Here is a 26374-nt window from a genome sequence, read left to right as displayed (position 1 = left end):
CATGAGTTTCGATTCGGCAGCCTTCCGGCATCAGGTCAAGGCGATCCTCGACGATCACGCCAGGGCGTTCGGGTCGCCCGATGACAGGCATGCAATCCTGCGCCGCCAGATCGAAAGCGGGGATGACATTCATTCCCGCCGCACCTTTCCGGGCCATGTCACGACATCGGCCTTCATCCTCGACCGGACGGGGCAGAACATCCTCCTGATCCACCACCGCTCTCTCGACCGCTGGCTGCAGCCGGGCGGCCATTATGAGGCGCCGGAGGGTCTGCCGGACTCGGCTCTTCGGGAGGCGGTGGAAGAGACCGGCTTGCATGGACTTGTGATCGACCCGTGGCATGACATCTCCGGCATGCCCATCGACATCGACAGCCACCGTATCCCGGCACGGCCCGAGCGGAATGAGCCCGAGCATTGGCATTTCGATATCCGCTATGTCGTGAGAGCAGGGGAGGGCAGTGCCATTCAGCCCGACCTGCGGGAGGTGCATGGTGCCGAATGGCGCGACCTTCACGATTTGGAAAGCATCGCACCGCAGGCGCTGCAGAATATGCGCAGGCTCGGCCTTGTCAGCCCCTAACAAAAGCCGGGGCCATGCTTACATCCTCCTCCAACGATCGATTGCAGGAGGCATGCCATGAACGATCAGGAACGCCAGGTCATCAACGATATCTTCGGACGCCTGGAGCAGGTGGCGAACCAGCCGCGCGATCCGGAGGCCGAGCGCTTCATTGCCGAGAAGCTGCGCCAGCAGCCCTATGCGCCCTATGCTCTGGCGCAGGCCGTCTTCGTTCAGGAACAGGCCTTGGCCAATCTTCAGGCCGAGAACGAGCAGCTGCGTGCCGAGCTCGATCGCGCCAGCCGCCAGCCGCAGCAGGGCGGTTTTCTGTCCAGCATCTTCGGCGGTGGCGTTGCGTCGCGTCCGCCGGGACCGGCCTATAATGCGCCGCCGGCCCGCCAGGCCTCGCCCTGGGGCCACGCCCCACAACATCCGCAGCAGCATTACGGTGCTCCCCAAGGCGGCATGATGGGCGGCGCGCCCGGCCCATGGGGCGGCATGCAGCGCGGCGGTGGAGGCGGCTTCCTTGGAACTGCCCTCTCGACAGCGGCGGGCGTTGCCGGCGGCGTGATGATCGCGAATGCCCTGAGCCATGCCTTCAGCGGCGAGAACAATCCGTTGAGCAATGCCGCATCTGCGGCCGGTCTCGGCGGTGCCGACCAAGCGGCGGAAGCCGGCAATGCCGGCATCACGGATTCTCTCTATCAAGACGCGAGCCAGCAGGAAGATCAGGGCGATTTCTCCGACTTCGGCGGCGATGGCGGAGACGAGGGCGATTGGGCCTAAAGGTCGCTCACCTGCGTTCGGAAGCGCCCGCCATTCGGCGGGCGTTTTGTTTCAGTGGCCGGCGGTCTTCGAGAACACATTGATGATCAGCACGCCCGCCAGGATGAGCGCCATGCCGATGACGGCGGGCAGGTCCAATGCCTGGCGATAGAGGAGGAGGCCGGCAAGCGCGATCAGCACGATGCCGACTCCGGACCAGATCGCATAGGCGATGCCGATGGGAATCGTGCGCATGGTCAGGGACAGGCAGTAGAAGGCCAGTCCATAGCCGACGATCACGATGACGGAGGGCCAGAAACGCGTGAAGCCTTCCGCCGCCTTCAACGCCGATGTGGCGATGACTTCGCTGATAATGGCGGCGAAGAGATAGGCGTAGTTCATGGCATTCCTCATGCGATGGGCAATGCTGCCTTAGATCAGACCGCGTGCGATTCTCAAAAGCGAGTGGCCGGGGCGAGCCCGGCCATCACAAGCAATGATGAAACGCGATGATTGGTGCGATCAGATCACGATGACTCTCGTTCCGACCTTCACGCGGTTATAAAGATCGACTACGTCCTCGTTGAGCATGCGGATGCAGCCGGAGGAGACGGCCTGTCCGATGGTGTGCGGCTCGTTGGTGCCGTGGATGCGGTAGAGCGAAGAGCCGAGATAAAGGGCCCGCGCGCCGAGCGGGTTGTCCAGTCCGCCTTCCATGAAGCGGGGGAGGTCGGGACGGCGGCGCCGCATCTCGGCCGGCGGACGCCAGGACGGCCATTCGCGCTTCATCGAAACCGTCTTGCGGCCGGCCCATTCGAAGCCGGGACGCCCCACGCCGATGCCATAGCGGATGGCGCGTCCGCCCGACTGGACGAGATAGAGGAATTTGTCGTTCGTATTGATGATGATCGTGCCCGGATTCTCGCCGCCGCGATAGGATACGAGCTGGCGCTGGAACTGCGGCGCGATCGCATAATCGATGCTGTTGTCGTATCCCGTGCCGTTCCCGTAATCCTGTGGCAGGGACGCGACCACGCTGCCCGTGGACTGCACGTCGTAAGGATAGACGGCCCCGCGATAGGCCCGAGCGCGAGAGGCAGGGCGCGTCACGAGAGGATAATTCTCGGCATAGCCATCCTCCGTGTGTGCATAGGGATAATCGTAGCCCGGAGAGATGTAGGTGTTGCCGTAGAAATGGCCATTCCTGGCGATGGGCTGTGCGGAGGCCGCAGCAGGAAGAAGGACGGCCAAAAGCATTGCGGAGCAAGGGATCCAAGCGCGCATCGAAGTATCCTCGTCTGTGTTTTGCAGAATAACGGGAAGCGCGGCTTTTGTTTCCGCCAAGCTCGATGAATTTATGCGTAAGTCGGAAGAGCGCTTTCCTGTCGATGCGCTGAAAAGAGGGGTGAAGCCTCAAGGAAAGTGCTGTAAGAGCCTCTTTTCTCGACGGCGCTCATCCCGGACGCCGGTTTTCACATCGTCGTGACATCATGAAATTCGGTCCCGCCCTCCGGGCGGCCGCGGGCATCGCGGTTCTGTCCATCATGGATGCGGTCATCAAGGGGATGTCCGCCCATTACCCCACCTTCCAGGTCGCCTTCCTGCGTTTCGCCTGCGGCTCGCTGGTCGTGGCCGGTGTGGTCGCTGTCCTGAAGCCCGGCTGGCCGAGCCGCGAGACCATCGCGGCCAACTCACTCCGCTCGGTGATCGCAGTCGTGACGGCGGTGAGCTTCTTCTACGCGCTGGGTCAGTTGCCCCTGGCCGAAACCCTCGTGCTGTCGTTCCTGTCGCCAATGTTCATCGCCCTGTTTGGGATGCTGCTGTTGCGGGAGAGGGTCGATGCCCGGATCGTCGGCGCCATTGCCATCGGTTTCGCCGGAACGCTCGTCGTCGTTCTCGGTCAGACAGGGGAGGCCGGTGCCGCCCGCTCTTGGGCCGGCGTCGCCGCAGCACTGACATCGGCGGTGACATACGCACTCAGCCTCGTGCTATTGCGCCAGCGCGCCCAGCGGGACAAGTTCCTGCATATCGTCATCTTCCAGAATTTCGGACCATTTCTCCTGGTCGCGCCGTTCGGCCTCTGGGCCTGGCAGCCCCTGGATTACACCCATCTGGCCTGGTTCATGCTCATGGGCGTTCTCGGCGTGATCGGCCACGTGCTCATGGCGACCGCCTATGCCAAGGCGGAAGCTGCGCGGCTGGCTCCGCTCGAATACACCGCCCTGATCTGGGCGGTGCTGATCGGCTACGGGGTCTTCAGCGAGATCCCCACCTGGGCGACACTCGGCGGCGGCATTCTCATCGTCGCCGCCGCGATGCTGACATCCAAACGTTAGAGCATCGGACCCAAAAGTGGGCCCACTTTTGGGTCCGATGCTCCACTCTTTGAAGAGCGCATCGTGCGGAAAACCGGGTCCACTTTTCCGCACGATGCGCTAGGCCGCCTTACGGGCGGCCGCGTCGAAGATCATGCAGGTTTCGGTGCCGTGGGCGAGAAGTCGGCCCTTGGCATCGAAGAGCTTGCCCTCCGAGGTGGCGAGCGTGCCGCCGCGATGGACCAGGACACCCTCGCAGGTGACCTTGCCCATGTTCGGCAGGATCGGCCGAACGAAGTTGAGCTTCATCTCTACCGTCGTATAGCCCTGGCCGGCCGCCAGGGTCGTGTGGACGGCGCAGGCCATGGCGCTGTCGAGGATGGCGGAGGTCCAGCCGCCATGGATGGTCCCGAGTGGATTGAAGAAGGCTTCCGTCGGCTCGCCCTCGAAGATCACCCGGCCCTCCTCCACATGGGTCATGTAGACATTGGTCGAGCGCGAGAAGGGTGGGGCCGGGTGGCGGCCCTCGAGCATGCTGCGCAGGAAGGCGAGCCCCGGCTCGGCCGTCAGAACGTCCCGCGACACGATCCCATGAACCCGCTCAAGCATCGCCATCTCCATCTGTGCATCTACACAGTATGGCAGGACTCGAGGTGGCGCAATGGCTTTCAAGAAGGGTAGGTCGCCTTGCGCAGGGCGCGCATGGCCCGGCGGGCCTCCTCCGCATCCGTGTCCTTGAGCTTGGATTCCAGCTGGCCCTGCGCCTGCTGCCAGAGCGGGATAGCCGCTTCCAGGATGGCTTGTCCGGCAGGCGTCAGCCTGTGCCGCAGGCCGCGGCCGTTGCCTGGGATGGGTTCGATCCAGCCGTTCTGGGTCAGGACCCTCAGGTTGCGCACGAGGGTCGTGCGTTCCAGCCCGAGCCGGTCGGCCAGAACGGTCTCGGAGGCCGTCGTCCCATGGCCGATGGCGCCGAGGATGCCGAATTGGGGGAGCTTCAGGCCCAGAGGGCGAAGCGCCGCCTCATAGGTCCGGCTCAGGAGACGGGCCGTCATACGGGCATGGAGGGCGAAACAGGTTCGGCCGATGGCTTCCAGGTCGGTCATGAAACGATCATGCCCCGTGCTTATGAGGGGTCAAGGCTCTCTTTTTTGCGGCTGACCTTAAGGCAGATGTCTTGACTCCCCGTCGGCATATGCCTATCTCGCGGCCAGCGTTAGCACTCATCAGTGAACAGTGCTAACAGCCGCAAGACCAGGGTACAGCCAGAGGGGCTGTGCCAAAAGTCAAAGGGGAAGTTCCATGAAGTTCCGTCCGCTGCACGACCGTGTTGTCGTCCGCCGCATCGAGGCCGAAGAGAAGACGGCCGGCGGCATCATCATCCCGGACACCGCCAAGGAAAAGCCGCAAGAGGGCGAAGTCGTCGCCGTCGGCCCCGGCGCCCGTGACGAGAGTGGCAAGGTCGTCGCCCTCGACGTAAAGGCTGGCGACCGCGTGCTCTTCGGCAAGTGGTCCGGCACCGAGGTGCGTATCGATGGCCAGGATCTCCTGATCATGAAGGAATCCGACATCATGGGCGTCGTCGCGAAGTAAGTTCGCCAAAAAGCCCTTTCCTGAATTTTTTGAACATACCTGGAGGCAAAGCCCATGGCTGCCAAAGACGTTAAGTTCTCCTCCGATGCTCGCGACAAGATGCTGCGTGGCGTCGACATCCTCGCCGATGCCGTGAAGGTCACCCTGGGCCCGAAGGGCCGCAACGTGGTGATCGAGAAGTCCTTCGGCGCTCCGCGCATCACGAAGGACGGCGTCACCGTCGCCAAGGAAATCGAGCTGGCCGACAAGTTCGAGAACATGGGCGCCCAGATGGTGCGCGAAGTGGCCTCGAAGACCAACGACATCGCCGGTGACGGCACCACCACCGCGACGGTTCTGGCCCAGGCCATCGTCCGCGAGGGTGCCAAGGCTGTGGCCGCCGGCATGAACCCGATGGACCTCAAGCGCGGTATCGATCTCGCCACCGCCGAGGTCGTGAAGGACATCCAGTCCCGCGCCAAGAAGGTGAAGTCCTCCGACGAGGTCGCCCAGGTCGGCACGATTTCCGCCAACGGCGACAAGGACATCGGCGAGATGATCGCCCATGCCATGCAGAAGGTCGGCAACGAGGGTGTCATCACCGTCGAGGAAGCCAAGACCGCCGAGACCGAGCTCGACGTCGTCGAGGGCATGCAGTTCGACCGCGGCTATCTCTCGCCGTACTTCATCACCAATGCCGAGAAGATGGTGGCCGAGCTCGAGGACCCCTACATCCTCATCCACGAGAAGAAGCTCTCCTCGCTCCAGCCGATGCTGCCGATCCTCGAGGCTGTCGTTCAGACCGGCAAGCCGCTCCTCATCATCGCTGAGGACGTGGAAGGTGAGGCTCTCGCCACCCTCGTGGTCAACAAGCTGCGTGGCGGCCTCAAGATCGCGGCTGTGAAGGCTCCGGGCTTCGGCGACCGCCGCAAGGCCATGCTCGAGGACATCGCGGTCCTCACCGCCGGCCAGACAATCTCCGAAGACCTCGGCATCAAGCTCGAGACCGTGTCCCTGCCGATGCTCGGCCGCGCCAAGCGCGTCCGCATCGAGAAGGAAAACACCACGATCATCGACGGCGCCGGCCAGAAGGCCGACATCGAGGCCCGTGTGGCTCAGATCAAGGCGCAGATCGAGGAGACCACCTCGGACTACGACCGTGAGAAGCTCCAGGAGCGTCTCGCCAAGCTCGCAGGCGGCGTCGCGGTGATCCGCGTCGGCGGCGCGACCGAGATCGAGGTGAAGGAGAAGAAGGACCGCGTCGACGACGCTCTGAACGCCACCCGCGCTGCGGTGGAAGAGGGTATCGTCCCCGGTGGCGGCACGGCTCTGCTGCGCGCCAAGGGTGCGGTCGCGAAGCTCACGACCGACAACCCGGACGTCCAGGCCGGTATCAAGATCGTCCTGCGCGCCCTTGAGGCTCCGATCCGTCAGATCGCCGAGAACGCTGGTGTCGAAGGCTCCATCGTCGTCGGCAAGATCAACGACAACACGAAGTCTGACACCTTCGGCTTCAACGCTCAGACGGAAGAGTTCGTGGACATGCTCCAGGCCGGTATCGTCGATCCGGCGAAGGTCGTCCGCACGGCTCTGCAGGATGCGGCTTCGGTCGCCGGCCTGCTCGTCACCACCGAGGCCATGGTTGCCGAGGCTCCGAAGCGTGAAAGCGCTCCGGCGATGCCGGGCGGCGGCATGGGCGGCATGGGCGGCATGGACTTCTAAGAAGTCCTCGCACCGCGCGAATAAAAAGAAGCCCCGGAGCAATCCGGGGCTTTTTCGTTGTCCGAAGGAATGCTGCGATCCGCGTTAAGCGGCTTGCTTCAGGCCTTCGGCCTCGAGGGCTTGCTGCACGCTCGGGCGCGATGCGACGCGGGCCTGGAAAGCTTGCAGGCTCGGGAACGGCGACAGGTCGATGCCGTGGAAGTTCGTCCAGTTGACGACGGTGAAGAGATAGGCGTCGGCGATGGTGAACTTGGAGCCCGTCAGGAACGGCTGCGAGGCGAGTTTCTCGTCGAGATAGGAGAAGCGAGCGGCAAGACGCTCCTTCGTGGCGGCCTTCATCGCATCCGGAGTGGCCGGGTTCCACAGGGGTCCGAAGCCCTTGTGGATCTCGGTGCTGATGAAGCCGAGCCATTCCAGCAGGCGATAACGCTCCATGGTGCCGTGGGCGGGCGCAAGATCCGTCCCGGGCTGGCTGTCCGCCAGATATTGGATGATGGCGCTGGCCTCGGTGAGCACGGGCCCGTCCTTCAGGCCGAGCGCCGGAACATAGCCCTTCGGGTTGATGGTGGCGAAGCTCGCACCGGTCTCGGTGGTGCGACTGGCGAGATCGACCTTCTCGAGGGTGAGCGGAATGCCGGCCTCGCGGGCCACGATGTGGGGCGCGAGCGAGCAGGCGCCGGGATAGTAGTAAAGCTTCATGATAATATCCTTGTTGGTGGATCAGGCTGCAGTCTTGAGTCTTTTTCCATGCAAGTGCATGGATATTTGACGCAGGTGCATGGGCCTGTCAACTTCAATGCAATTGCATTGAATCCAACAAGGGTTTGCCCGGATGCAAGAACCGTCTGCTGCCGTCATCAAGGCCTGGGGACGCCTGATCCGCGCCGAGCGCGTCGTGGTCGGGCGCATTGAGGCAGAGCTGAAAAATGCCGGCTTGCCATCGCTGCACTGGTACGACGTGCTGCTCGAGCTCAAACGCGGACCGGACGGGCGGCTCACGCCGAGGGAGATCGAGGAGGCGGGGCTGTTCGAGCAGTACAATCTCTCGCGGCTGCTCGATCGGATGGAGACCGAGGGCCTTGTCCACCGCATTCCCTTTCCCGGGGACAAGAGACGCCAGCTGATCGAGATCACCGATAAGGGCAGGGCGCTGCAGGAGCGCATGTGGCAGGTCTATGGAGCCGCCATCAACCGATTCATTGGGGCGAAGCTCGGGGAGAAGGAAGCAGGCCAGCTGTCTACCCTGCTGCTCAAGCTGGTTCAGGAGTGAGGACTGCAGTGGCGACATCGCCACATTTCGGAAAACGATCTGCCCCGATCCGCGTTCATGTGTATACGGCTAAGAATTGCGTAGCTGAGCGAGGGCTATACCGTGAGAGCAGGGCGATCAATCTTGTCGATATGGAGAAACCTGCCGCAGGCCCTCGTGATCGTACAGCTTGCTTTATCCGGCCTTTGGCTGACGACCATGGCTCCCGCCTATGCCGCATCCGAACCCAGGCCAAGCTCCGCGTCGATCCGCACGCCTGATTTCGACGAGAGCGTCCAATGGTACCAGGACAAGCTGGCCTTCCGGCTCCTCGGCAGCCAGAGTCTCGTTCCCGGGCGGCGGGCCGTGCTGGAGCGGAGCGGATTCCTGCTCGAGATCAACGAGACCGATCACATCCTGTCGTCGGAGCCCGACACCACGGCGGCGGTTCAGGTCACGAAGGTTCCTGTCGTCAGCGTGCTCGTGCCGGATGTGGATCAGGAAGTAGCCCGCCTGCGCCGCATGGGCGTCGATGTCCTCCAGCCTCCGGAGGACGATCTGGACGGAACCTACCGGACAGCTCAGATCAAGGACAATGGACGCCACAGGATCGAGCTGCGCGAGCCTCTCGACGATCCGGCGCGTTTCAATCCGATGGGGCGCTGAGACGGTCACGCTTTTTTCGCCCCGATGGGAATAAAGCTTCCTGACGCGTGTCTCTGAGATCATGGTCATCATCGACCTCAGGAGGATATCCATGAAGCTGTTTCTGCGTCCGGCCATCCTGGCAGGGACCCTCGTTGCCGCATCCGTCGCACTCGCGCAAACCGCAGCTCCCGCGAAGGTGGCGGATACGAGCAAGGGCAAGGCCCTCGTCGATGCCAAGGGCATGACCCTCTACACCTTCGACCGCGACACGACCGGCAAGTCCGCCTGCAACGGCCAATGCGCCCAGAACTGGCCGCCCCTCATGGCGGCGGCGGGCGCTGCAGCATCGGGCGACTGGAGCGTCGTGACCCGCGACGACGGCGCCAAGCAATGGGCCTACAAGGGAAAGCCGCTCTATCTCTGGGTCAAGGATACCAAGCCGGGCGAGGTCACCGGCGATGGCGTCAACAATGTCTGGCATATCGCCGCGCCTTGATACTTGCAGGACGAGCAGGTTCATCGTTGAATGATGCTGCCAACTGAGAATTGACCTTGGACGAGATCGCTTCCCTTCTCGAGCCGCAGATTCCAGGCTTGCGCCGCTATGCCTGGGCTCTCCTGCGCGACTGCGAGGCAGCGGACGATCTCGTCCAGGATACCCTGGAGCGTGCGATCAGCCGTTGGAACCAGCGGCGCGAGGGCGATCTGAGAGCTTGGCTCTTCACCATTCAGCGCAACCTGTTCATCAACGGCGTACGCCAGCGCAAGGCGCGCGGCACGCGCGTGGGAGAGGAGGTTCTCAACGATGTTCAGGCGCCCGAGATGAGCCCCGAGAGTCATGCCGGCCTGCACGATGTTCTGAAGGGACTCGATGCCTTGCCGGAGGAGCAACGCTCCATTCTGCTGCTGGTCGGCGTCGAGGACCTGTCCTACGAACAGGCCGCGCAGGTACTGGACATCCCGGTCGGTACGGTGATGTCGCGCCTAAGTCGGGCGCGGGCGCGTCTGAGAGAGTTCATGGAGACCGGACGCGGCGCCGTCTTGAGGAGAGTGAAGTGACGGGCGAGCGACCCATCGGAGAAGACGATCTGCAGGCCCTGGTCGATGGCCGGCTCTCATCCTCGCGGCGTGATGCGGTGAAGGCTTATCTCGCCGATCATCCGGAAACGGCCGAACAGGTGGAGCGCGAGATCGAGCACCGCGAGGCGCTGCGCACGCGGCTGGCCTTCAAGGCTCAGGAGCCCATTCCCTCACGCTTGCGCATTACCAATCTCGTTGCCGCACGACGCCGCTCTCCGCTGGTTCGCCCTGCCACTTTCGCCGCCGCATTGGCATGGCTTACGATCGGCGGAATCCTTGGCGCTTGGGGCGGGGTCTGGTGGACCTCCCGTGCGTATATGCAGGCGGCGGCTCTGACCGTTGCCGACAACGCCATTGCGGCGCATCGCATCTATGTCGGCGAGCGATTGCATCCGGTGGAAGTTCCCGCCGATCAGGAAGCGCATCTCGTACAATGGCTGTCGCGTCGTGTGGGCAAGCAGCTGATAGCGCCGAACCTGAATGCCCAAGGCTACCGCCTCATCGGCGGGCGACTGCTTCCCGACAGCGGCGAGGCGGCAGCGCAATTCATGTATGAGAATGTAGGCGGCAACCGCCTTACGCTCTATGCGCGCTCGGGAGGAAACGAGGCGCAGACATCCTTCCGCTTCGAGGAGCAGGATGGTGTGTCCGCATTCTCCTGGATCGACAAGGGATTGTCTTACGTGGTCTCGGCCAAGGCAGATCGTGCTCAGCTCCTGCCGATTGCCGAAGCGATCTACAAGCAGTTCGAAGCGACAAGCGACCCCGCGAAGGGCCGCTTGTAGCATCCATTGTGATGTTTAGGCGAAGATGGCGGGATCGGGCCCCACACGACCGGAGGCATCATCGAGGCCTTCAATCACGCGCATGTCGTCCGCATCGAGCTTGAAGTCGAACAGGTCGATGTTCTCGCGCATGCGGGAGGGCGTCGCGGATTTGGGAATGACGACGAGGCCGTTGTCGAGGTGCCACCGCAGAATGACCTGAGCCGGCGTCTTGCCGTATTTGCCGCCGATGGCGGCGAGGGTCTCGTCAGCCACGAGGGTGCCCTGTCCGAGCGGGCTCCAGGATTCCGTGACGATCCCGTTCTTGGCATGGAGCGCGCGCAGTTCCTTCTGCTGGAAGCGGGGGTGCAGCTCGATCTGGTTGACCGAAGGCGTCACGCCCGACTCGTCGATCAGCCGCTGCAGATGCTGCGTCATGAAGTTGGATACGCCGATGGACTTCGCGCGCCCATCTTGCTTCAGCTTGATCAGCGCGCGCCACGTATCGCGATAGGCCTCGCTGCCGGCAACGGGCCAGTGGATGAGATAGAGATCCACGGTATCGAGCGCGAGACGGGCCAGGCTCTCATCGAAGGCACGCAGGGTTTCGTCATAGCCATGTCGATCGTTCCAGACCTTCGTGGTGATGAAGAGTTCCTCACGCGAAACGGGCGCTGCCTTGATGGCCTCTCCCACGCCTTCTTCGTTGCCGTAGATGGCCGCTGTATCGATGGAGCGGTAGCCGGCCTTGATGGCCTCGCCGACCACAGTCTTGGCTTCCTCGTTCGAGACCCGCCAGACGCCATAGCCGACTTGCGGCATGGCGTTTCCATCGTTCAGGCGGACGGTAGGGATGGTCGACATGGACTGCTCCATTGATAGTGAGGCAGGAAGGTAGAGCTCATTCGAACTAAGCAAATAGTGATCGCCTCGGGCGAACGCCATGCCGGAACCGGCATGGCCACCCTGCGTTGCAATTCCGGCACACCATTCTCTTGGCGCAGGAGCTCTCCTTGTCCATTCCAGAAGCGCGGAAGGGCACGCCCGACCCGACCCTCGACCAGGCTGAGTTCCGAAAACGGTTTCTCCAACAATTCCAGGATCCTGCCTTCGAGCCGCTGACCGTCGAGCTTCAGCGGGTCGCCGATGCGGCCTGGGATGCCTATAACCATCACCGGAAAAGCCCCAGGACCCGCAAGGCGGGACCCGGCTTTGCCGACCCCGAGTATGATCTCGCCGTCGATTGGATCGCCGCGAAGGAAGCGGTCGATCTCGCGCAGAAGCGGCATGAGGATCCGAACGGTCCCGCTCGCTTTCTCGTGATCGCAGCCTCCTCCCGCAGCGAGCATACCTGCCCTGGCGAGATGTCCAAGAGCTACCGCCTCGTGGAGATCGCCCGTCAGGTTCTCGCGAGCGCCGGAAGCACCGAGGTCGACATCCTCGAGTTGAGCCGTCTCGCCGCCGAGTACGGCCGTCACATCCACCCCTGCAAGGCCTGCTTCTCGACGGCGGCGGCTTTGTGCCACTGGCCCTGCTCCTGCTATCCCAACTACTCTCTCGGCCAGACGCAGGACTGGATGAACGAGATCTATCCTCGCTGGGTCGAGGCCCATGGGGTAATGATCGTCACGCCCGTCAATTGGTATCAGGTCTCATCTCCTTTGAAGCTGATGATGGATCGGCTCGTCTGCGCCGATGGCGGCAATCCGGATCCGACCTCGACGCAAGGCAAGAAAACGGATCTTGCGAAGGAGCTTGAACTGAAGGGCTGGGACTATCCCAAGCACCTGGAAGGCAGGCTCTTTTCTGTCATCGTGCACGGCGACACCGAAGGCGCTGGCGGCGTTCGCCGGAGTCTGTCGGATTGGCTGCGCGCCATGGATCTTGTGGCCGCCGGAGGAGCCGCGGAGCTCGACCGCTATATCGGCTACTGGAAGCCCTATGCGACCAGCCATGAGGAGCTCGATCAGGATCAGGCCGTGCAGGAGGAGGTGCGCAACGCCGCCTGGACGTTGATGGAGGCGGTGAAGGCGAAGCGCGCCGGAAAGCTTGTCACCGCCGGACAGGATCTGAAGGAGCCGCGACAGAAATAGTGCATGGTGCGAGCACTATCGCATCGTGCGGACCCGGGGGGCCGCGCCAGCGAAAAGTGGACCCGGTTTTCCGCGCCCAACGATGCTCTAACGCGCGCGTGAGGTGCACTTCAGACGATGTAGAAATCCGCCGCCGTCAGTTTCAGGTTCTTGCTCATCGCGGCGAACTTGATTGGCGCAGTGCTCCCGGTGCCGTCGGAATCGTAGAACAGGCTGCCGGTCTTCTTGTCGTAGACGATCCGGTCCTTCGAATCCTTGGCGGCACTTCCCGTCGTGAAGACGGATTGGCTCATCTTGCCCTTTCGGATCCCTTTGAAGACGGCATCCTCGAGATAGATCAGGTCACTCACAACGTTGAAATCGGTGATCCAATCGATGTCGCCGGCGGATGGATCGTCGGACAGAGGAGCGTTGAAGTAGAAGGAGTCCTGGCCCGAACCACCCGAAAGCCTGTCATTGCCAGCGCCGCCATAGAGCTTATCGTCGCCCGCGCTGCCTCGGAGCGTGTCATTTCCGAAGTCGCCCTTGAGAGTGTTTCTCGCATTGTTGCCGATCAGCGTATCGGAGCCGGTACCGCCGGTGGCATTCTCGATCGTGACATTGGGGCCGATATAGACGGTGCTTCGAGACGACGTTCCATCGCCGAAATTGATCGCATCGCTGACGGAACTGTACCATCCCTCCCGTAGATCGATCATGCTGTCGACCGAGCCTCTATAGACCACCGTATCGGTTCCGCTCGCATCGTAGATGGTCTGCCAGTATTTCTGGCCTTCCCAGAACGTATAGGTCGAATTGCCCGCATTCGTCTTCGTGTCGCGGCCATAGAGATGCTGGATCGCCAGGAGGTCGAGATACATCGGTGTGGTCGGATAGAAATCCGCCGATGCGGAGCGCGACCATGGCGTGGCTGAATAGCTCATGATCGTCATGAAATAATTGTCGTATTGCGCCGGCAGCACATTGCCGTTGTAGCCCGAGGTCTCGAAGGGATGCTTCAGGCCGAGAGCATGGCCGATCTCATGGAGAAGCGTCAGATAAGCAAAGGTGCCCGGCCTGTGAGCATCATTGCCGGACCGGTTCCAACTGTTGACCTGCAGCCAGATATCGCCGGCATTGGGTGCATCGGAGGGCAGATAGGCATGACCGTCGCTGTTCGCAGAGCCTCGGGAGGACTTGGCTAAGCGGATTTCGCCCACGGTCGTCTGATTGTCGGCAATACGAGAAGCCGTCAGCCCCGATACTGACATCCAAGCGTTCATCGCCCTGGTGGCACCTTGGATCTCGGTCTCGCTGAGGACGTACCAGTCATACTGCTCGCCCCAGGATGAATAGGAATTGGCAAACCAGGCGGTTCCCTGCGGCACGCTCCAGGTGATATGCGTGCCCACCCCTTTCGAAGGCGATCCCCATTTGTAGCCGTAGATCAGTCCAGTGGCGAGGCCCGCAGAGATCGACGAGACGCGACTGGCATCGAGATGGTTATCGCTTGGACTTGCCATGATCGCCCCCAGCTTCGGCAATGATAAGCGTTGTTTGCGGCACTATACCCTCAAGCTTTATCGACGCAACTTGGGCTCTGTTCTTAAGGAATGCGGTGCGGTGAGGAGAGCGGTCTCCTCCATTGACAGGGAAGCGGTGATGCCAGGAGCCCTGTTCCGGTCGTGGTCGGCTCCGCATATTACGGCAGAATTGCTGTCGTAAATCCGGGATTCCAGCACGAAATGACCAATATATCTCTGCATCAACTACCCGAACTAGTAGTATAATGATGATGAATGCCGGGATAAGATCGCTACACACAATGTAAAGAATGATCTGTTGTTTACGTTGCGTCAGGAGAAGGGGATCGTCTTTGTAGGGGAGTCTCATGCAGAATGCTTTGCTCTCTGAGCAGCAGCACATCGGCAGCGGTTTCGCAGGTTTGAACGATCAGAACTACCGCACGCTGATGGAGCTTTGCCCCGATGCCCTGATTGTTCATGACGGTCACATGATCGTCTTCGCCAATCTCGCGATGGCTCATCTCGTCAGAGCAGATTCTGTCAACGACATCATCGGCTGCCCCGTTCTGGAATTCGTGGCCGAGCCATCCCAAGATCTCGTGAAAGAGCGCATTCGCCAGGTGCAGCAGACCGGCTATGCGCCCCTGGTCGATGAGACATGGCGGCGTCTCGATGGGACCGAGGTTCAGGTGGAGGTCGCGGCACGGCATATGTCATGGGTTGCTCCGAAGGCCGCGATGGTCATCGTGCGCGACGTGACCGAGCGCCGCCGTCTGGAAGCGGAGCGCGAGACGCTTCTGGCGGAAAAAGAACTGCTGATGCGCGAGGTGCATCACCGGGTAGCCAACAGTCTGCAGCTCGTGCGCAGCATGCTGAACCTGCAGGCTCGCGGGTCCTGCAATGAGGCCGTGAAAATTCAGCTCAGCGAAGCCTCGGCGCGGATCGGAACGATCGGCATTCTTCATTCGCGCCTGCAACAGGACAGTTCCGTTGTGGAAGGGGAGGTGCAGCCTTACATCGAAGGGGTCATGACCGACCTGCGCACTTCGCTCGGTGAGACCTACCAGCGGCCGATCATCCTGGACCCGGGAGAAATGCCTCCTCTGACGTTGAAGGCGGATCTGCTGGTTGCCCTCGGTCTCATCACCACGGAGGCCGTCACGAACTCGATCAAATACGGCTCGGGGCGCATCCGGGTTCGGCTCGCGAAGAGCGATGCCCATGTGGAAATCAGCATCGAGGATGAGGGCACAGGATTCCCGAAGGATTTCGATCTCGCGCAGGATAGACGCGGCCTCGGCATGCGCATGATTGCAACACTCGCCAAGTCACGGGGTGGAAACGTGACATTCGGACAATGCGGGGGAGGGAACGGCGCCGCATCGAGCCGTATTGCGGCGACGCTCCCTTTGTAGCGACCGACGTACAGCTTTCGCGTTGTCCGGATAATAAAAAGCCGGCCCGAGGGACCGGCTTTCTTCATGACGGTTGGCAGGGAACTTACCAGCTCGTCAGAACGGAGCCTTTGAACTTCTCCTCGATGAACTGCTTCACCTCTGGAGTGTGGTAGGACTCGACGAGGGCCTTCACCCACGGCTTGTTCTTGTCCTCGCTGCGCACGGCGATGAGGTTCACGTATGGACCCTTCGGGTTCTCGCGGGCAATCGGATCCTTCACCGGATCGAGGCCGCCCGATGTCGCGTAGTTGGTGTTGATGATGGCGGCATCCACGTCGGCGAGCACGCGCGGACCCTGGGCGGCTTCGATCTCGACGAATTTCAGCTTCTTGGGATTGTCCGTCACGTCGAGGGGAGTCGGCTTGTAGCCCACGCCGTCCTTCAGCTTGATCAGGCCCTTGTCCTGCAGAAGGATGAGGGCGCGACCGCCATTCGTTGGATCGTTCGGGATCGAAATCGTGGCGCCGTTCGGTAGCGCGTCGAGGCTCTTGTGCTTCTTGGAATAGATGCCGATCGGGAAGTTCACGGTGAGCGCCACGCTCTCGATCTTGAAGCCGCGGTCGGCCACCTGATTGTCGAGATAGGGCTGATTCTGGAACGAGTTCGCCTCGATGTCGCCGCCGGCCAGAGCGGTGTTCGGCACGACGTAATCGGAGAACTCGACGATCTTGATGTCGAGGCCCTTCTTGGCGGCAATCGGCTTCACGGCTTCGAGGATCTGCGCATGCGGGCCGGGCGTGGCGCCGATGCGGACGGTCTGCGTCTGCTGTGCGAGAGCGGGAAGGGCGGCGAAAGAGAGGAAGGCGGCGAGGCCCAGTTTCTTCAGCGACATTTTTGTACTCCTTGTGCGATACTTTTATGCGTGATCAGGCGTGGCGGATGCGTTTGTTGAGATGCCGGGCGAGACGGTCGCCGATGCTCTGCACCGCCTGGACGAGGACGATGAGCACGACCACCACGGCGAGCATCATTTCGGGCATGAAGCGCTGGTAGCCGTAGCGGATGCCGAGATCGCCGAGGCCGCCGCCGCCGACCGCGCCCACCATGGCCGAGAAGCCGAGAAGCGACACGACCGCGAGCGTGAGGCCGAGCACGATGCCGGGAAGCGCTTCCGGGATCAGCACCTTGCGCACGATTTGGAGCGGCGTTGCACCGAAGGCGCGCGCGGCTTCGATCAGACCCTGGTCCACTTCACGGATCGCGCCTTCAATGAGACGCGCGATGAAGGGCGTCGCGGCAATGGTCAGCGGCACCATCGCGGCATTCGTGCCGATGGAGGTGCCGGCGATCAGGCGCGTGAAGGGGATGATCGCAACGACGAGGATAATGAAGGGTGTCGAGCGCGTCGCATTGACGACAACGCCAAGCATGCGGTTGATCCACGGAGCGGCAAACAGCTCACCCTTGCCGGAGGTGGCGAGAAATACGCCGAGCGGCAGGCCGAAGATTGTGGCGAGCAGGGCCGAGACGGCGACCATGTAGAGCGTTTCGCCGGTGGAATTGGCGATGAGGTTAATCATCTCAGGCGACATGGCCGAGAACCTCCGTATCGAGACCGTGCTTGTTCAGGAAATCGAGGGTGGTAGCGAGCGAGGCTTCCGGGACGCCGACCACGAGAGTGCCGAAGGGGCGACCTGCGATTTCATCCACCGAGCCGGACAGGATGTTCGTCTCGATGTTGAGATCGCGGGCAAGCCGCGCGAGAACCGGGTCCGTCGCATGCGGGCCGCGGAAGCCGATGCGGATCACCGCCTGGCTTCCGGGCGTCGCCTCGGCTTTAAGCCTGCTCTGCACATAGGGCGGCAACGCGCGGCCCGACTCGTCGGCGAGGAAGGAGCGGGTCACCTCGTGCTGCGGCCGGGTGAAGACCTCGAACACGTCGCCCTGCTCGACAATGCGTCCGCCTTCGATCACCGCGACCTCTCGGGCGATGTTGCGGATCACCGCCATCTCGTGGGTGATGAGCAGGATGGTAAGGCCAAGCTCGTCGTTGATGCGGCCGAGCAGGTCAAGGATCGAGCGGGTGGTTTCCGGATCGAGGGCCGAGGTCGCCTCGTCCGACAGGAGAACCTTGGGCTTGGTGGCGAGCGCGCGGGCAATGCCAACGCGCTGCTTCTGGCCGCCGGAGAGCTCGGATGGATAGCGGTTGCGCTTGTCGGTCAAACCGACGAGAGCCAGCAACTCCTCGACGCGGGTTTTGATTTCGGCCTTGTCATAGCCTGCCACCTCGAGCGGCAGGGCGATGTTCTGAGCCGCCGTGCGCGAGGAGAGCAGGTTGAAGTGCTGGAAGATCATGCCGATGGAGCGGCGGGCGTGGCGAAGGGCTGCTTCGGGAAGGGCCGCGATATCGGCACCGTCCACGATCACCTTGCCGGAGGAAGGCTTTTCCAGGCCGTTCACGAGGCGGATCAGGGTGGACTTGCCCGCACCCGAGCGACCGATCACGCCGAGGATCGAGCCCTGAGGAACGGCGAGGTTGATCTCCTGCAGCGCCGTGACAGGCTGGCCGTCACGGCCGGGGAAGGTCTTCGACACCTTCTCCAGGCGCACGATGGACTCCGCCGGCACAAGGCGCTGGGCGTGCTGGTCGCCGAGATATCCAAGATGGGCGTTCATGAGGTCGCCTTTTCAGTGACGTCGGGGATGTCGATATGACACATGAAACATCCCGTTCTCTAAGTCAACCTTTTCGTTCGTTAAACAAAACAATCTGTTTTGACGAACGTTCCGAGGCTTCTAGCGAGCTGTCGCTATTCTCACAAGACTGCTATCGCTTCTAACTGGAGGAAGTTCCTCCTTTCTTTCGCCACAAGCGCCATTGATCCGGCTGCTTCGAGTTTCAAAGAGCCGGGCCGGGACCTCGGCAGGAGATGTGTATGATCAAGGCGAGCATCGCGCTGGCACTCGTAGGTCTGGGTGTTCTGGCAGCCTCCCTGGGGGGAGCGGTTGCGGTTCCCTTCTACCTGCCTCTTTCAACCCTGGCCTTGGCCGGGATCGTGTTCGTCGGAAGGGACATCCCCAAGTTCCTGCGCATTTTCGTCGTGATGCTGTCGGCGACGCATCTTGTGCTTGTGGCTCTGATCCTCGGCGCTGTCGCGGGCGCAATCACGGGCGATTACACGGGATACGTCCCGCCGCCCTCCGCCGCGCTCGGTGCCACGGCCTTCGGGGCGATCATCTACGGCCTGTCCTACGTCCCCGTCGTCCGCACCATCTGCCGGATCACGGACCGCTATCTCGACTCCCAGGCCGACAGCGTCATCCGCGTCCCCTTCATCGGTCTCGTGCGGGCGCGTGAAGGTGTCATTGGCACCTGGATGATCGGCATCCTCATCGCGATCAATCTTGCCCAGGTCGCCCTCAACGTGCGCCTCAGCTTCTTTTCGCGCGATATGTTCAACGCGCTTGAAGCCAAGGATGCTGCGGCATTCTGGTATCAGCTCTTCGTCATCTTCACGCCTCTGGCCGCCGTGTTCGTGTCCATCGCCCTGACCGAGGTGCTGCTGCAGAACGTGCTCACCATCCGCTGGCGCGCCTTTCTCAACACCTATTACGTGCGCGAGTGGCTCGGCGACGGGACACATTACCGGATGCAGATCATGGGCCGGGGCGCGGACAACCCGGACCAGCGTATCTCGGAAGACCTGCGCAAGTTCGTCGAAAGCACCTATTCCCTGTCCGTCGGCCTGATGAACCAGGCCGCGACGCTTGTGTCCTTCGTGGCCATTCTCTGGACCATTTCGGCCGGCTTCACTTTTCCGGGGACGAGCTGGGAGGTGCCTGGCCTGCTGGTCTGGGTCTGCGCGGGTTATGCCATTCTCGGCACATGGGTCACGCACCTGATCGGTCGTCCCCTGATCGCCCTGAACTTCGAGCAGGAGCGGGTCGAGGCGAATTACCGCTTCTCGCTAGCGCGCCTGCGTGAATACACGGAGCAGGTCGCGCTTCTCGGCGGCGAGAGGGCCGAGCGGGAGAGCCTCGGGCGGCGGTTCGGACAGGTCGTCGACAACTACATGCGGATCGTCTTCCGCCTCATCAAGCTCAACACCTTCACCTCGGCCTATTTCCAGGCCAACGTGGTGGTGCCCTATATCCTGACCGCGCCTTACTACTTCATCGGCAAGATCACCCTTGGACAGATGCAGCAGGTGGTCGGTGCGTTTTCCCGGGTGGAGTCGGCGCTCACCTATTTCATCACGATCTATACGACGCTTGCCGACTATAAGGCAGTGCTCGACCGTCTCACCACGTTCGAGGGTGCGATTGCCTCCGCTCAGCGCGTCGGCGGCGAGAGCAAGTTGGCAATCGCCCCGAAGGCGAGCCAAGAGCTGCGCCTGGAAGATCTGGACGTGCGCCTGCCTGACGGCAGCGCTCTCTTGCACACGGACGAGCTTGCCTTTCGTCCGGGCGAACGCACCCTGATGACCGGGCCGTCGGGCTCGGGCAAATCGACCCTCTTCCGTGCCATCGCGGGCATCTGGCCCTTCGGTGAGGGACAGATCTTCGTGCCGGAGGGGCAGAGCATGATGCTCCTGCCGCAGCGTCCCTACATCCCCATCGGAACCCTGCGAGATGCCGTGACCTATCCAGGCAAGGTCGATGCCTACACGGATGCCGAGATGGCGGAGGCGCTTCGCATCGCCAAGCTCCCGCAGATCGCGGATCGGCTCGACGAGGAGCGGGCCTGGGGGCAGACCCTGTCACTCGGCGAGCAGCAGCGCCTCGCGGTTGCCCGCGCGCTCCTCGCCAAGCCCGACTGGCTGTTCCTGGACGAGGCGACGGCCGCGCTCGATGAGCCGACGGAAGAGGAGATCTACCGCATCATCAAGGAGAAGCTGCCGAACACGACGGTCGTCTCCATCGGTCACCGCTCGACGCTCGCCGCCTATCACGACCGGCGCATCGACATGAAGAAGATCGAAGGCGGCCTGTCGACGCCCGTCGACATGCGTGAGGCCGAGCCTGCGGAATAGTCCAACGCGTCATCCCGGACGGCGAAGCCGATCCGGGATCGCATGCAGAATGAGGCATCCAAACCTCGACATTGTCATTCCCGCGAAGGCGGGAATCCATAAACACGACGTCTCAGGAGAGGGCGAACAAGCGTCTTACCTCAATCTGAATTGTCAGCGGTTATGGATCCCGGGCTCCGCTGCGCGGCCCCGGGATGACAGTGCTTTACTCGTCGAACGATCCCGGATCTCCGCTCCGCGTCGTCCGGGATGACGCTTTCCCTTCATGCGTAACGAAAAAGGCCGGCTTTCGCCGGCCTTTTCATTCGATCTCAGAGAAAACTTAAAGCGAGCGCTCCAGGATCAGCTGGCCGCCGTTCTGGGTCTGGATGATCAGGTTGCGGCCCTGGATGTCCCACTTGCCCGAGGAGCGGAGCGCCACGAGGAAGGCCTGCTCGAGGGCCATGGTGTTCTTGTCGCAGCTCTTCTTCGTCAAGGCGAAGGGGCCAACGGCCAGGCCTTGCTCGCGCAGGGGATAGGCTGCGGTGGCATAGGTGTTGCAGCCGCTGAAACCCGTGGCCCGGAGCTGGTCGTTGAGCTTGAAGCTTGGACGCTCGCCGGTGAAAGGCTTGCCGTTCAGGCTGACAGCCACCCAAGAGGAGTTCAGCGGGAAGATCTTGCCTCCCTCGCCCGGCTGCGGGACCTTGGTATCCGCCTGGCGGGTCGGGCCGGCGGGCCGGCCGAGCGTCGCGGCCGTCTGGGCATGAGCCACGGAGACGGTGGCAAGAGCCGCCAGGAGTGTCGCAAGTCGAAGGGCGTTCATCGGAACCTCTTCATCGGAAAAACGCAGGGACCATAAGGGGCCTTGAGCCTTCAGGCAACGCCCAAGGTGATGTTGTCTTATGTCTCAGGTAACAGATCACACAAAACCTGAAGCCTCGGTGAAAGAGGCGTAAGGATCTAGCTAGCCGATCCGCCGCAGGAGCCGCTCTGTGAGCGCGTTGGTGGGTCGGAACAGGTAGTCGAAAGCCCGGACCGAAATGTCCTGCGCGCCGATGCCCTGCAGGGCCGCCACGATCTCGAACACCTTTGTCCCGCGACAATGCAGGACGACCTCACGGCCGAGGGCATTGCCGTAGGGGAGAGCGGCCCCGTGGTCCTTCGCCAGGGACACGAGCGCTGAGGCTCGGGCCGGATCGAGCGCCGCGCGGACCTCGCGGCTGGTGCGTGCCTCTTCCTCGGCGGCGATGCGGGTGAGCACGGCAGTCGCGGCATTGCGGGCCCGGTCCGACCAGGGAGCGCGGGCGGAGGCGACGAGATTGGCCTCTGAGCGCAGCATCACGCCGTCATCGAGGATTTTTAAGGCATTTGCAGCCAGCGTCGCGCCGGTTGTGGTGATATCAACGATCAGTTCGGCCGAGCCCGCGCCCGGCGCGCCCTCGGTGGCGCCCAGGCTCTCGACGATCCGGTAATCCGCCACGCCCTTCTCGGCAAAGAAACGGCGGGTCAGATTCACATATTTCGTGGCGACCCGCATCTTGGTGCCGTGGCGCGCGCGAAGATCGGCCGCGACCTCGTCGAGATCGGCCATGTTACGCACGTCGATCCAGGCTTGCGGCACGGCGACGACCACATTGGCATGGCCGAAGCCGAGCGGGGTGAGCATTTCCACCGCCTCGTCGGCATCGGCGATCTGCTCGCGGATCAGGTCCTCGCCGGTAATGCCGAGATGGGCCGTACCTGAGGCAAGCTGGCTCACGATCTCGGAGGCCGAGAGGAACGCAACCTCCACATCCGGAACGCCGGCAAGCGTGCCGCGATAATCGCGTGCCCCGCGGGATTGGGTGAAGACAAGGCCGGCGCGGGCGAAGAACGCGGCCGCGTTCTCCTGCAGGCGTCCCTTGGAGGGAACGGCCAGGATGAGAGGGGAATCGGTCATCAGAGCCTCCCCACGATGCGGTCGAGCCAGAAGGAGCAGCCGACCGCCGGGATCGGGGCTTCGGCACCGAGATGCTCGAGCAGGCGGTCGTAGCGGCCGCCGCCCACGACCGGCTTGCCGTCGCCCCGGCGCGGGTCCTGCACCTCGAAGATGAAACCCGTGTAGTAGTCGAGATTGCGGGCGAAGGTGGCGGAGAAGGAGAAGCTGCCCACGTCGAGCCCGCGCGCGGCCATGAAGCCCGTGCGCTCCTCGAAGGCGGCCAGCGCCCCATTGAGATCGAGCCCTGCATCCTTGGCCAGGGTCCGGATCGCATGGCCTGCCTGGTCAGGGTCGCCGGCGATGGTGAGATAGCGCTCCAGCACCTGCCGCGCCTCGTCGGGCAGGCCGGTGCGGTTTGCGGCGCGGGCCAGGAAACGTTCGGCGATCTCGCCGGCGCTGCGTCCGCCGACGCGGGCGATGCCCGCGATCGAGAGGATGTCTTCAACGAAAGCCTTGGCCGCCTGAGGCGCCTGGCCTTCGATGGCGCCGAGCAGGCCGGCATGCTCCTGGGCACCCGGTCCGTCCTGCTCGGCGAGGCTTGCTAGCCCCTGTCCCGAGACGATGGCGCGGATCACGCGCCGTTTGGCCGCGGGCGCGATCCCGAGGGCGTCGATCAGGGCATGGAGAAGCCCCATGTCGCCGAGCCGCACGATGGGGGCCGGGCCACCGAACTGCTTCAAGCCGTCCAGGGCGAGGGCGAGAATCTCGGCGTCCACCGCCGAGACGTCGAGGCGCCCGATGGATTCCAGGCCGGCCTGGAGAAACTCGCCGCTTTCGCCGGCCCGCATGCGGAAGACCGGCCCGCCATAGGAATAGCCGGAGGGCTGCGCGCCATGGCGGGCGAGGTGCCGGAGGCAGACGGGGATCGTGTATTCGGGCCGCAGGCATAGCTCCGTGCCCGCGGCATCCTGCGTCACGAACATGCGCCGCCGGATATCCTCGCCCGAGAGGTCGATGAACACGTCCGCGGGCTGCAGCACCGGCGGCTCGATCCGCGCATAGCCCTCGCGCTCGAACAGCGCGATCAGCGCAACAATGGCATCCGTCTCCGTCACTGGCCTTGCCCAATCCTTGTGTCGGCATGCTCTCTAGCAATGCTGAGGCACGAAGGCGATTGTTTTTGACGGGAAGGGTGAATGGGCCTGAGGTAAGGTGGTCATCCCGGACGAAGCGCAGCGAAGATCCGGGATCGGGTGACGAGAGAGGCGCTTCATACCTCCCCCGGGCGGGAGAGGTCGTGCCGGGGGCGCGGGGGGCTACGCTCCGTGGTCGGCTCCGTAACCCCTCATCCTGCCCTCTCCCTCAGGGAGAGGGGATTCGAGCCTAATCCTATGCCCGATCCCGGATCGCCTGCGGCGTCCGGGATGACGATGGTCGGCCGGAGAATTACGCCTTCTCGGCGGTGTCGCTCTTCGCGCTCTTGGCCTTGGTCGTCTTGCGCTTGCTGTGATCGCTTGAACGGTTGACGTATTTGACCTTCTTGGGCTCCGACTTGGCGCTCTTCTCGGCTCCGCTATCCTCGCCGACAAGGCTGGCGGGCAGGAAGTGGCGGGCGGCTTCGGTCACGACATTGGCGACGGCGCCAGCGGCGGTCTGGGTCAGTTCAACGCTCTGCGCACCTGCATTGGCTGCCGCAGAGCCGGCCTTCTTCGCCGTGCGGGTCTTGGTGAGGGCGGCTGCGGCGGCGATCAGGGCGTCTGCGAGAATCTCGCGGCCGAGATCAGAATTGATCAGATCCATCAGGCCGGATTTCTTCACGGACTTCGCCAGCTTCCCGCCGGCACCCTTGCCAGAGCTCTTCTTCGATTTCGCAGTACTCTTCTTATCCTTGTCCTTCGCCATATTCATCTCCTGATGGTCAAGCTTGATGGACAACCCCTATGAAACCATAGGGGTTCCCAAAAGGCCAAGGTTATCCGAAATGGCGGGCCAGAACCTCGCGCACGGCCTTGACGAGATCCGCTTCTGACACGGAGAACTGCGCCGGGCGGGCCGCCTTCCACTCCTCGTTGGAGGCGATGGCCCCTGCTGCCTTGGCGCCTTCAATCAGGTCCTTGATCTCGACTTCGCCGCGCTCGCGCTCGTTCGAGCCCTGGATGACCACGCAGGGGCTCTGGCGCCGGTCGGCATATTTCATCTGCGCCTTCATGCCAGACGAGCCGAGATAGAGCTCGGCGCGGATGCCGGCCTGGCGCAGGGTCGAGACCATGCGCTGGTAGGCGGCGATCTGGTCCTTGTCCATCACCAGCACGACCACCGGTCCGGGCTTCTCGGCACCGGACACGATGGGGCTCTTGACCATCTGCAGGGCCGAGAGAAGGCGCGACACGCCGATGGAGAAGCCGGTCGCCGGAACGGGCTCAGAGCGGAAACGGCCCACGAGGCCGTCATACCGCCCGCCGCCGCCGACCGAGCCGAAGCGGACGGGGCGGCCGTCCTCGTCCTGGACCTGGAAGGTCAGCTCGGCCTCATAGACGGGGCCGGTATAGTATTCGAGGCCGCGCACCACGGAGGGGTCGATGATCACACGGTCGCTGTAGCCTGCAGCCTCAACTAATTCAGCAATTGTCCTAAGCTCTTGCACCCCTTTCAAGCCAATCTGGGATGATGAAACTGCGTCCTCGAAATTCGCGAGCGTCACGGTATTAGCATTTTGGGTGCTCTTAGAGCCTGAACCCTGTTCACCCCAGCCCGTAAAATTGATCACTCTGTTGATGGCATCTGGAGGTAGGCCTGCCCCCTTTGTGAAGTCACCACTCTCATCCCTGCGACCTTCTCCTAAGAGCTGCATCACGGCATCAGCCCCGAGGCGATCGAGCTTGTCGATGGCGCGTAGTACCGAGAGTCGCTGTCCAGCCTTGTCCTCGCCGCCGAGGCCGATGGCCTCCATTAGTCCGTCGAGAACCTTGCGGTTGTTGATCTTGATGATGAAGTCGCCGCGCTTGAGGCCGAGCCTCTCCATCGTATCGGCGGCCATCATGCACATCTCTGCATCCGCCGCGACTGAGGCCGCGCCCACCGTGTCGGCGTCGAACTGCATGAACTGGCGGAAGCGGCCAGGGCCCGGCTTCTCGTTACGGAACACCCAGCCGACTCGGTAGCTGCGATAGGGCTTGGGCAGGGCATCGAAGTTCTCGGCCACGTAGCGGGCAAGCGGCGCCGTCAGGTCGTAGCGGAGCGACAGCCATTGCTCGTCGTCGTCCTGGAACGAGAACACGCCCTCGTTGGGACGGTCCTGGTCGGGCAGGAACTTGCCCAGCGAGTCGGTGTACTCGACGAAGGGCGTCTCGACGCCCTCGAAGCCGTAGAGCTCATAAGAATCGCGGATCGCCGCGAGCATGCGCTCGGTGGCGGCGAGATCGGCAGGGGTGCGGTCGGCAAAGCCGCGCGGGGCGCGGGCCTTGATCTTGTCGGCCTTGGACATGGTTTTTACAGCAGCCGTTGGATTGGAAAACGTGCTGCGGTCCTACTCCCTGCCGCCAGGAGGGGCAAGGTGGTGTAGCGATTTCCGCAACATCAACCGTCATCCCGGACGAAGCGTAGCGGAGATCCGGGATCGCGGGACGCGTACGGCGCTTGAACCCTCCTCCCCCTTGTGGGGAGGAGGTGGAGGTGGGAGTGTGAGCGACAGCCTATCAAGGGCAGGCGCTACACCCCCACCCTGGCCCTCCCCATAAGGGGGAGGAAAACATGAGTTTCATTCTACGCACGATCC

28 protein-coding genes are annotated in these 26374 nt (G+C 62.8%); 13 read left to right on the top strand and 15 right to left on the bottom strand.

The features are described from left to right. The first annotated feature begins 1 nt into the window (after window position 1). Window positions 2-583 carry an NUDIX hydrolase gene (locus JO965_RS20785; RefSeq protein ID WP_203440901.1) on the top strand — a complete coding sequence of 194 codons (582 nt, stop codon included), beginning with the start codon at window positions 2-4 and terminating at the stop codon, window positions 581-583. A gap of 57 nt (window positions 584-640) precedes the next feature. Continuing rightward, window positions 641-1348 carry a DUF2076 domain-containing protein gene (locus JO965_RS20780; protein ID WP_203440900.1) on the top strand — a complete coding sequence of 236 codons (708 nt, stop codon included), beginning with the start codon at window positions 641-643 and terminating at the stop codon, window positions 1346-1348. Window positions 1349-1399: 51 nt separating this feature from the next. Here JO965_RS20780 and JO965_RS20775 read toward each other — a convergent pair whose 3' ends face one another. Then, on the bottom strand, window positions 1400-1729 hold the full coding sequence (locus JO965_RS20775) for a multidrug efflux SMR transporter (protein ID WP_203440899.1): 330 nt from the start codon (window positions 1727-1729) through the stop codon (window positions 1400-1402). A gap of 120 nt (window positions 1730-1849) precedes the next feature. Next, complete coding sequence (locus tag JO965_RS20770) at window positions 1850-2611, bottom strand: L,D-transpeptidase (protein WP_246776636.1); 762 nt, start codon at window positions 2609-2611, stop codon at window positions 1850-1852. A gap of 206 nt (window positions 2612-2817) precedes the next feature. On the opposite strand from JO965_RS20770, the gene JO965_RS20765 reads away from it, so the two are divergent. Further along, complete coding sequence (locus JO965_RS20765; protein ID WP_203440898.1) at window positions 2818-3663, top strand: DMT family transporter; 846 nt, start codon at window positions 2818-2820, stop codon at window positions 3661-3663. 99 nt (window positions 3664-3762) lie between these two features. On the opposite strand, the gene JO965_RS20760 is transcribed toward JO965_RS20765, so the two are convergent. Continuing rightward, window positions 3763-4251 carry a PaaI family thioesterase gene (locus JO965_RS20760; RefSeq protein ID WP_246776635.1) on the bottom strand — a complete coding sequence of 163 codons (489 nt, stop codon included), beginning with the start codon at window positions 4249-4251 and terminating at the stop codon, window positions 3763-3765. 59 nt (window positions 4252-4310) lie between these two features. Next, a complete protein-coding gene (locus JO965_RS20755) occupies window positions 4311-4745 on the bottom strand; it encodes a MarR family winged helix-turn-helix transcriptional regulator (RefSeq protein WP_203440896.1) in 435 nt (144 codons plus the stop codon). A gap of 196 nt (window positions 4746-4941) precedes the next feature. Here JO965_RS20755 and groES point away from each other — a divergent pair, with 196 nt between their 5' ends. Beyond that, window positions 4942-5232, top strand: coding sequence for a co-chaperone GroES (gene groES, locus JO965_RS20750; protein WP_203440895.1), 291 nt, complete (start codon window positions 4942-4944; stop codon window positions 5230-5232). A gap of 54 nt (window positions 5233-5286) precedes the next feature. Further along, window positions 5287-6933 (top strand): chaperonin GroEL, encoded by a 1647-nt coding sequence (gene groL, locus JO965_RS20745; RefSeq protein WP_203440894.1) that lies wholly within the window; start codon window positions 5287-5289, stop codon window positions 6931-6933. Window positions 6934-7017: 84 nt separating this feature from the next. Here the strand turns inward: groL and gstA are convergent, their stop codons facing one another. Further along, entirely contained in the window at window positions 7018-7632 is a 615-nt protein-coding gene (gene gstA, locus JO965_RS20740; RefSeq protein ID WP_203440893.1) for a glutathione transferase GstA, read from the bottom strand. A gap of 133 nt (window positions 7633-7765) precedes the next feature. Here gstA and JO965_RS20735 point away from each other — a divergent pair, with 133 nt between their 5' ends. From JO965_RS20735 to JO965_RS20715, 5 genes are all read left to right on the top strand, one after another. Next, window positions 7766-8203, top strand: coding sequence for a MarR family winged helix-turn-helix transcriptional regulator (locus JO965_RS20735; RefSeq protein ID WP_203440892.1), 438 nt, complete (start codon window positions 7766-7768; stop codon window positions 8201-8203). Between the two features lie 123 nt (window positions 8204-8326). Further along, the gene (locus JO965_RS20730) at window positions 8327-8848 is read left to right on the top strand and encodes a VOC family protein (RefSeq protein ID WP_203440891.1); all 522 of its coding nucleotides are present in this window, start codon (window positions 8327-8329) and stop codon (window positions 8846-8848) included. Window positions 8849-8939: 91 nt separating this feature from the next. Further along, the gene (locus JO965_RS20725) at window positions 8940-9326 is read left to right on the top strand and encodes a hypothetical protein (RefSeq protein WP_203440890.1); all 387 of its coding nucleotides are present in this window, start codon (window positions 8940-8942) and stop codon (window positions 9324-9326) included. Between the two features lie 56 nt (window positions 9327-9382). After that, window positions 9383-9889, top strand: coding sequence for a sigma-70 family RNA polymerase sigma factor (locus JO965_RS20720; protein WP_203440889.1), 507 nt, complete (start codon window positions 9383-9385; stop codon window positions 9887-9889). Further along, a complete protein-coding gene (locus JO965_RS20715; RefSeq protein ID WP_203440888.1) occupies window positions 9886-10695 on the top strand; it encodes an anti-sigma factor in 810 nt (269 codons plus the stop codon). Before JO965_RS20720 ends, JO965_RS20715 begins: the two co-directional genes overlap by 4 nt. A gap of 15 nt (window positions 10696-10710) precedes the next feature. Here JO965_RS20715 and JO965_RS20710 read toward each other — a convergent pair whose 3' ends face one another. Beyond that, window positions 10711-11538: an aldo/keto reductase gene (locus JO965_RS20710; protein WP_203440887.1), complete on the bottom strand. Its 828-nt coding sequence runs from the start codon at window positions 11536-11538 to the stop codon at window positions 10711-10713. A 149-nt stretch (window positions 11539-11687) separates the two neighbouring features. Here JO965_RS20710 and JO965_RS20705 point away from each other — a divergent pair, with 149 nt between their 5' ends. Then, window positions 11688-12767: a flavodoxin family protein gene (locus JO965_RS20705; RefSeq protein WP_203440886.1), complete on the top strand. Its 1080-nt coding sequence runs from the start codon at window positions 11688-11690 to the stop codon at window positions 12765-12767. A gap of 110 nt (window positions 12768-12877) precedes the next feature. Here JO965_RS20705 and JO965_RS20700 read toward each other — a convergent pair whose 3' ends face one another. Then, the gene (locus JO965_RS20700) at window positions 12878-14269 is read right to left on the bottom strand and encodes a M10 family metallopeptidase (protein ID WP_203440885.1); all 1392 of its coding nucleotides are present in this window, start codon (window positions 14267-14269) and stop codon (window positions 12878-12880) included. 368 nt (window positions 14270-14637) lie between these two features. Here JO965_RS20700 and JO965_RS20695 point away from each other — a divergent pair, with 368 nt between their 5' ends. Continuing rightward, window positions 14638-15687, top strand: a complete 1050-nt coding sequence (locus JO965_RS20695; protein WP_203440884.1) for a sensor histidine kinase — start codon at window positions 14638-14640, stop codon at window positions 15685-15687. Between the two features lie 85 nt (window positions 15688-15772). On the opposite strand, the gene JO965_RS20690 is transcribed toward JO965_RS20695, so the two are convergent. From JO965_RS20690 to JO965_RS20680, 3 genes are read right to left on the bottom strand one after another with little or no spacing between them, the layout of a single operon-like run. Then, on the bottom strand, window positions 15773-16561 hold the full coding sequence (locus JO965_RS20690; protein ID WP_203440883.1) for a MetQ/NlpA family ABC transporter substrate-binding protein: 789 nt from the start codon (window positions 16559-16561) through the stop codon (window positions 15773-15775). A gap of 34 nt (window positions 16562-16595) precedes the next feature. Continuing rightward, window positions 16596-17261: a methionine ABC transporter permease gene (locus JO965_RS20685; RefSeq protein ID WP_203440882.1), complete on the bottom strand. Its 666-nt coding sequence runs from the start codon at window positions 17259-17261 to the stop codon at window positions 16596-16598. After that, complete coding sequence (locus JO965_RS20680; protein ID WP_203440881.1) at window positions 17251-18345, bottom strand: methionine ABC transporter ATP-binding protein; 1095 nt, start codon at window positions 18343-18345, stop codon at window positions 17251-17253. The genes JO965_RS20685 and JO965_RS20680 overlap by 11 nt, the downstream gene beginning before the upstream one ends. A 260-nt stretch (window positions 18346-18605) precedes the next feature. Between JO965_RS20680 and JO965_RS20675 the strand changes: the two genes are divergently transcribed. Next, window positions 18606-20702 carry an ABC transporter ATP-binding protein/permease gene (locus JO965_RS20675; protein WP_203440880.1) on the top strand — a complete coding sequence of 699 codons (2097 nt, stop codon included), beginning with the start codon at window positions 18606-18608 and terminating at the stop codon, window positions 20700-20702. A 322-nt stretch (window positions 20703-21024) separates the two neighbouring features. On the opposite strand, the gene JO965_RS20670 is transcribed toward JO965_RS20675, so the two are convergent. The 5 genes from JO965_RS20670 to hisS all read right to left on the bottom strand — a co-directional run bounded on the left by JO965_RS20670 (window position 21025) and on the right by hisS (window position 26083). Next, entirely contained in the window at window positions 21025-21504 is a 480-nt protein-coding gene (locus JO965_RS20670) for an META domain-containing protein (RefSeq protein WP_203440879.1), read from the bottom strand. A gap of 141 nt (window positions 21505-21645) precedes the next feature. Then, a complete protein-coding gene (gene hisG / locus JO965_RS20665; RefSeq protein ID WP_203440878.1) occupies window positions 21646-22620 on the bottom strand; it encodes an ATP phosphoribosyltransferase in 975 nt (324 codons plus the stop codon). Next, window positions 22620-23714 carry an ATP phosphoribosyltransferase regulatory subunit gene (locus tag JO965_RS20660; protein ID WP_203440877.1) on the bottom strand — a complete coding sequence of 365 codons (1095 nt, stop codon included), beginning with the start codon at window positions 23712-23714 and terminating at the stop codon, window positions 22620-22622. Before JO965_RS20660 ends, hisG begins: the two co-directional genes overlap by 1 nt. 331 nt (window positions 23715-24045) lie before the next feature. Beyond that, complete coding sequence (locus JO965_RS20655; RefSeq protein WP_203440876.1) at window positions 24046-24501, bottom strand: hypothetical protein; 456 nt, start codon at window positions 24499-24501, stop codon at window positions 24046-24048. A 70-nt stretch (window positions 24502-24571) separates the two neighbouring features. Continuing rightward, complete coding sequence (gene hisS / locus JO965_RS20650; protein ID WP_203440875.1) at window positions 24572-26083, bottom strand: histidine--tRNA ligase; 1512 nt, start codon at window positions 26081-26083, stop codon at window positions 24572-24574. Window positions 26084-26374 lie beyond the last annotated feature (291 nt).

It is taken from the genome of Microvirga sp. VF16 (assembly GCF_016864375.1).
Taxonomy (GTDB): Bacteria; Pseudomonadota; Alphaproteobacteria; order Rhizobiales; family Beijerinckiaceae; genus Microvirga.
This window is presented reverse-complemented; position numbering and strand designations above follow the sequence as displayed.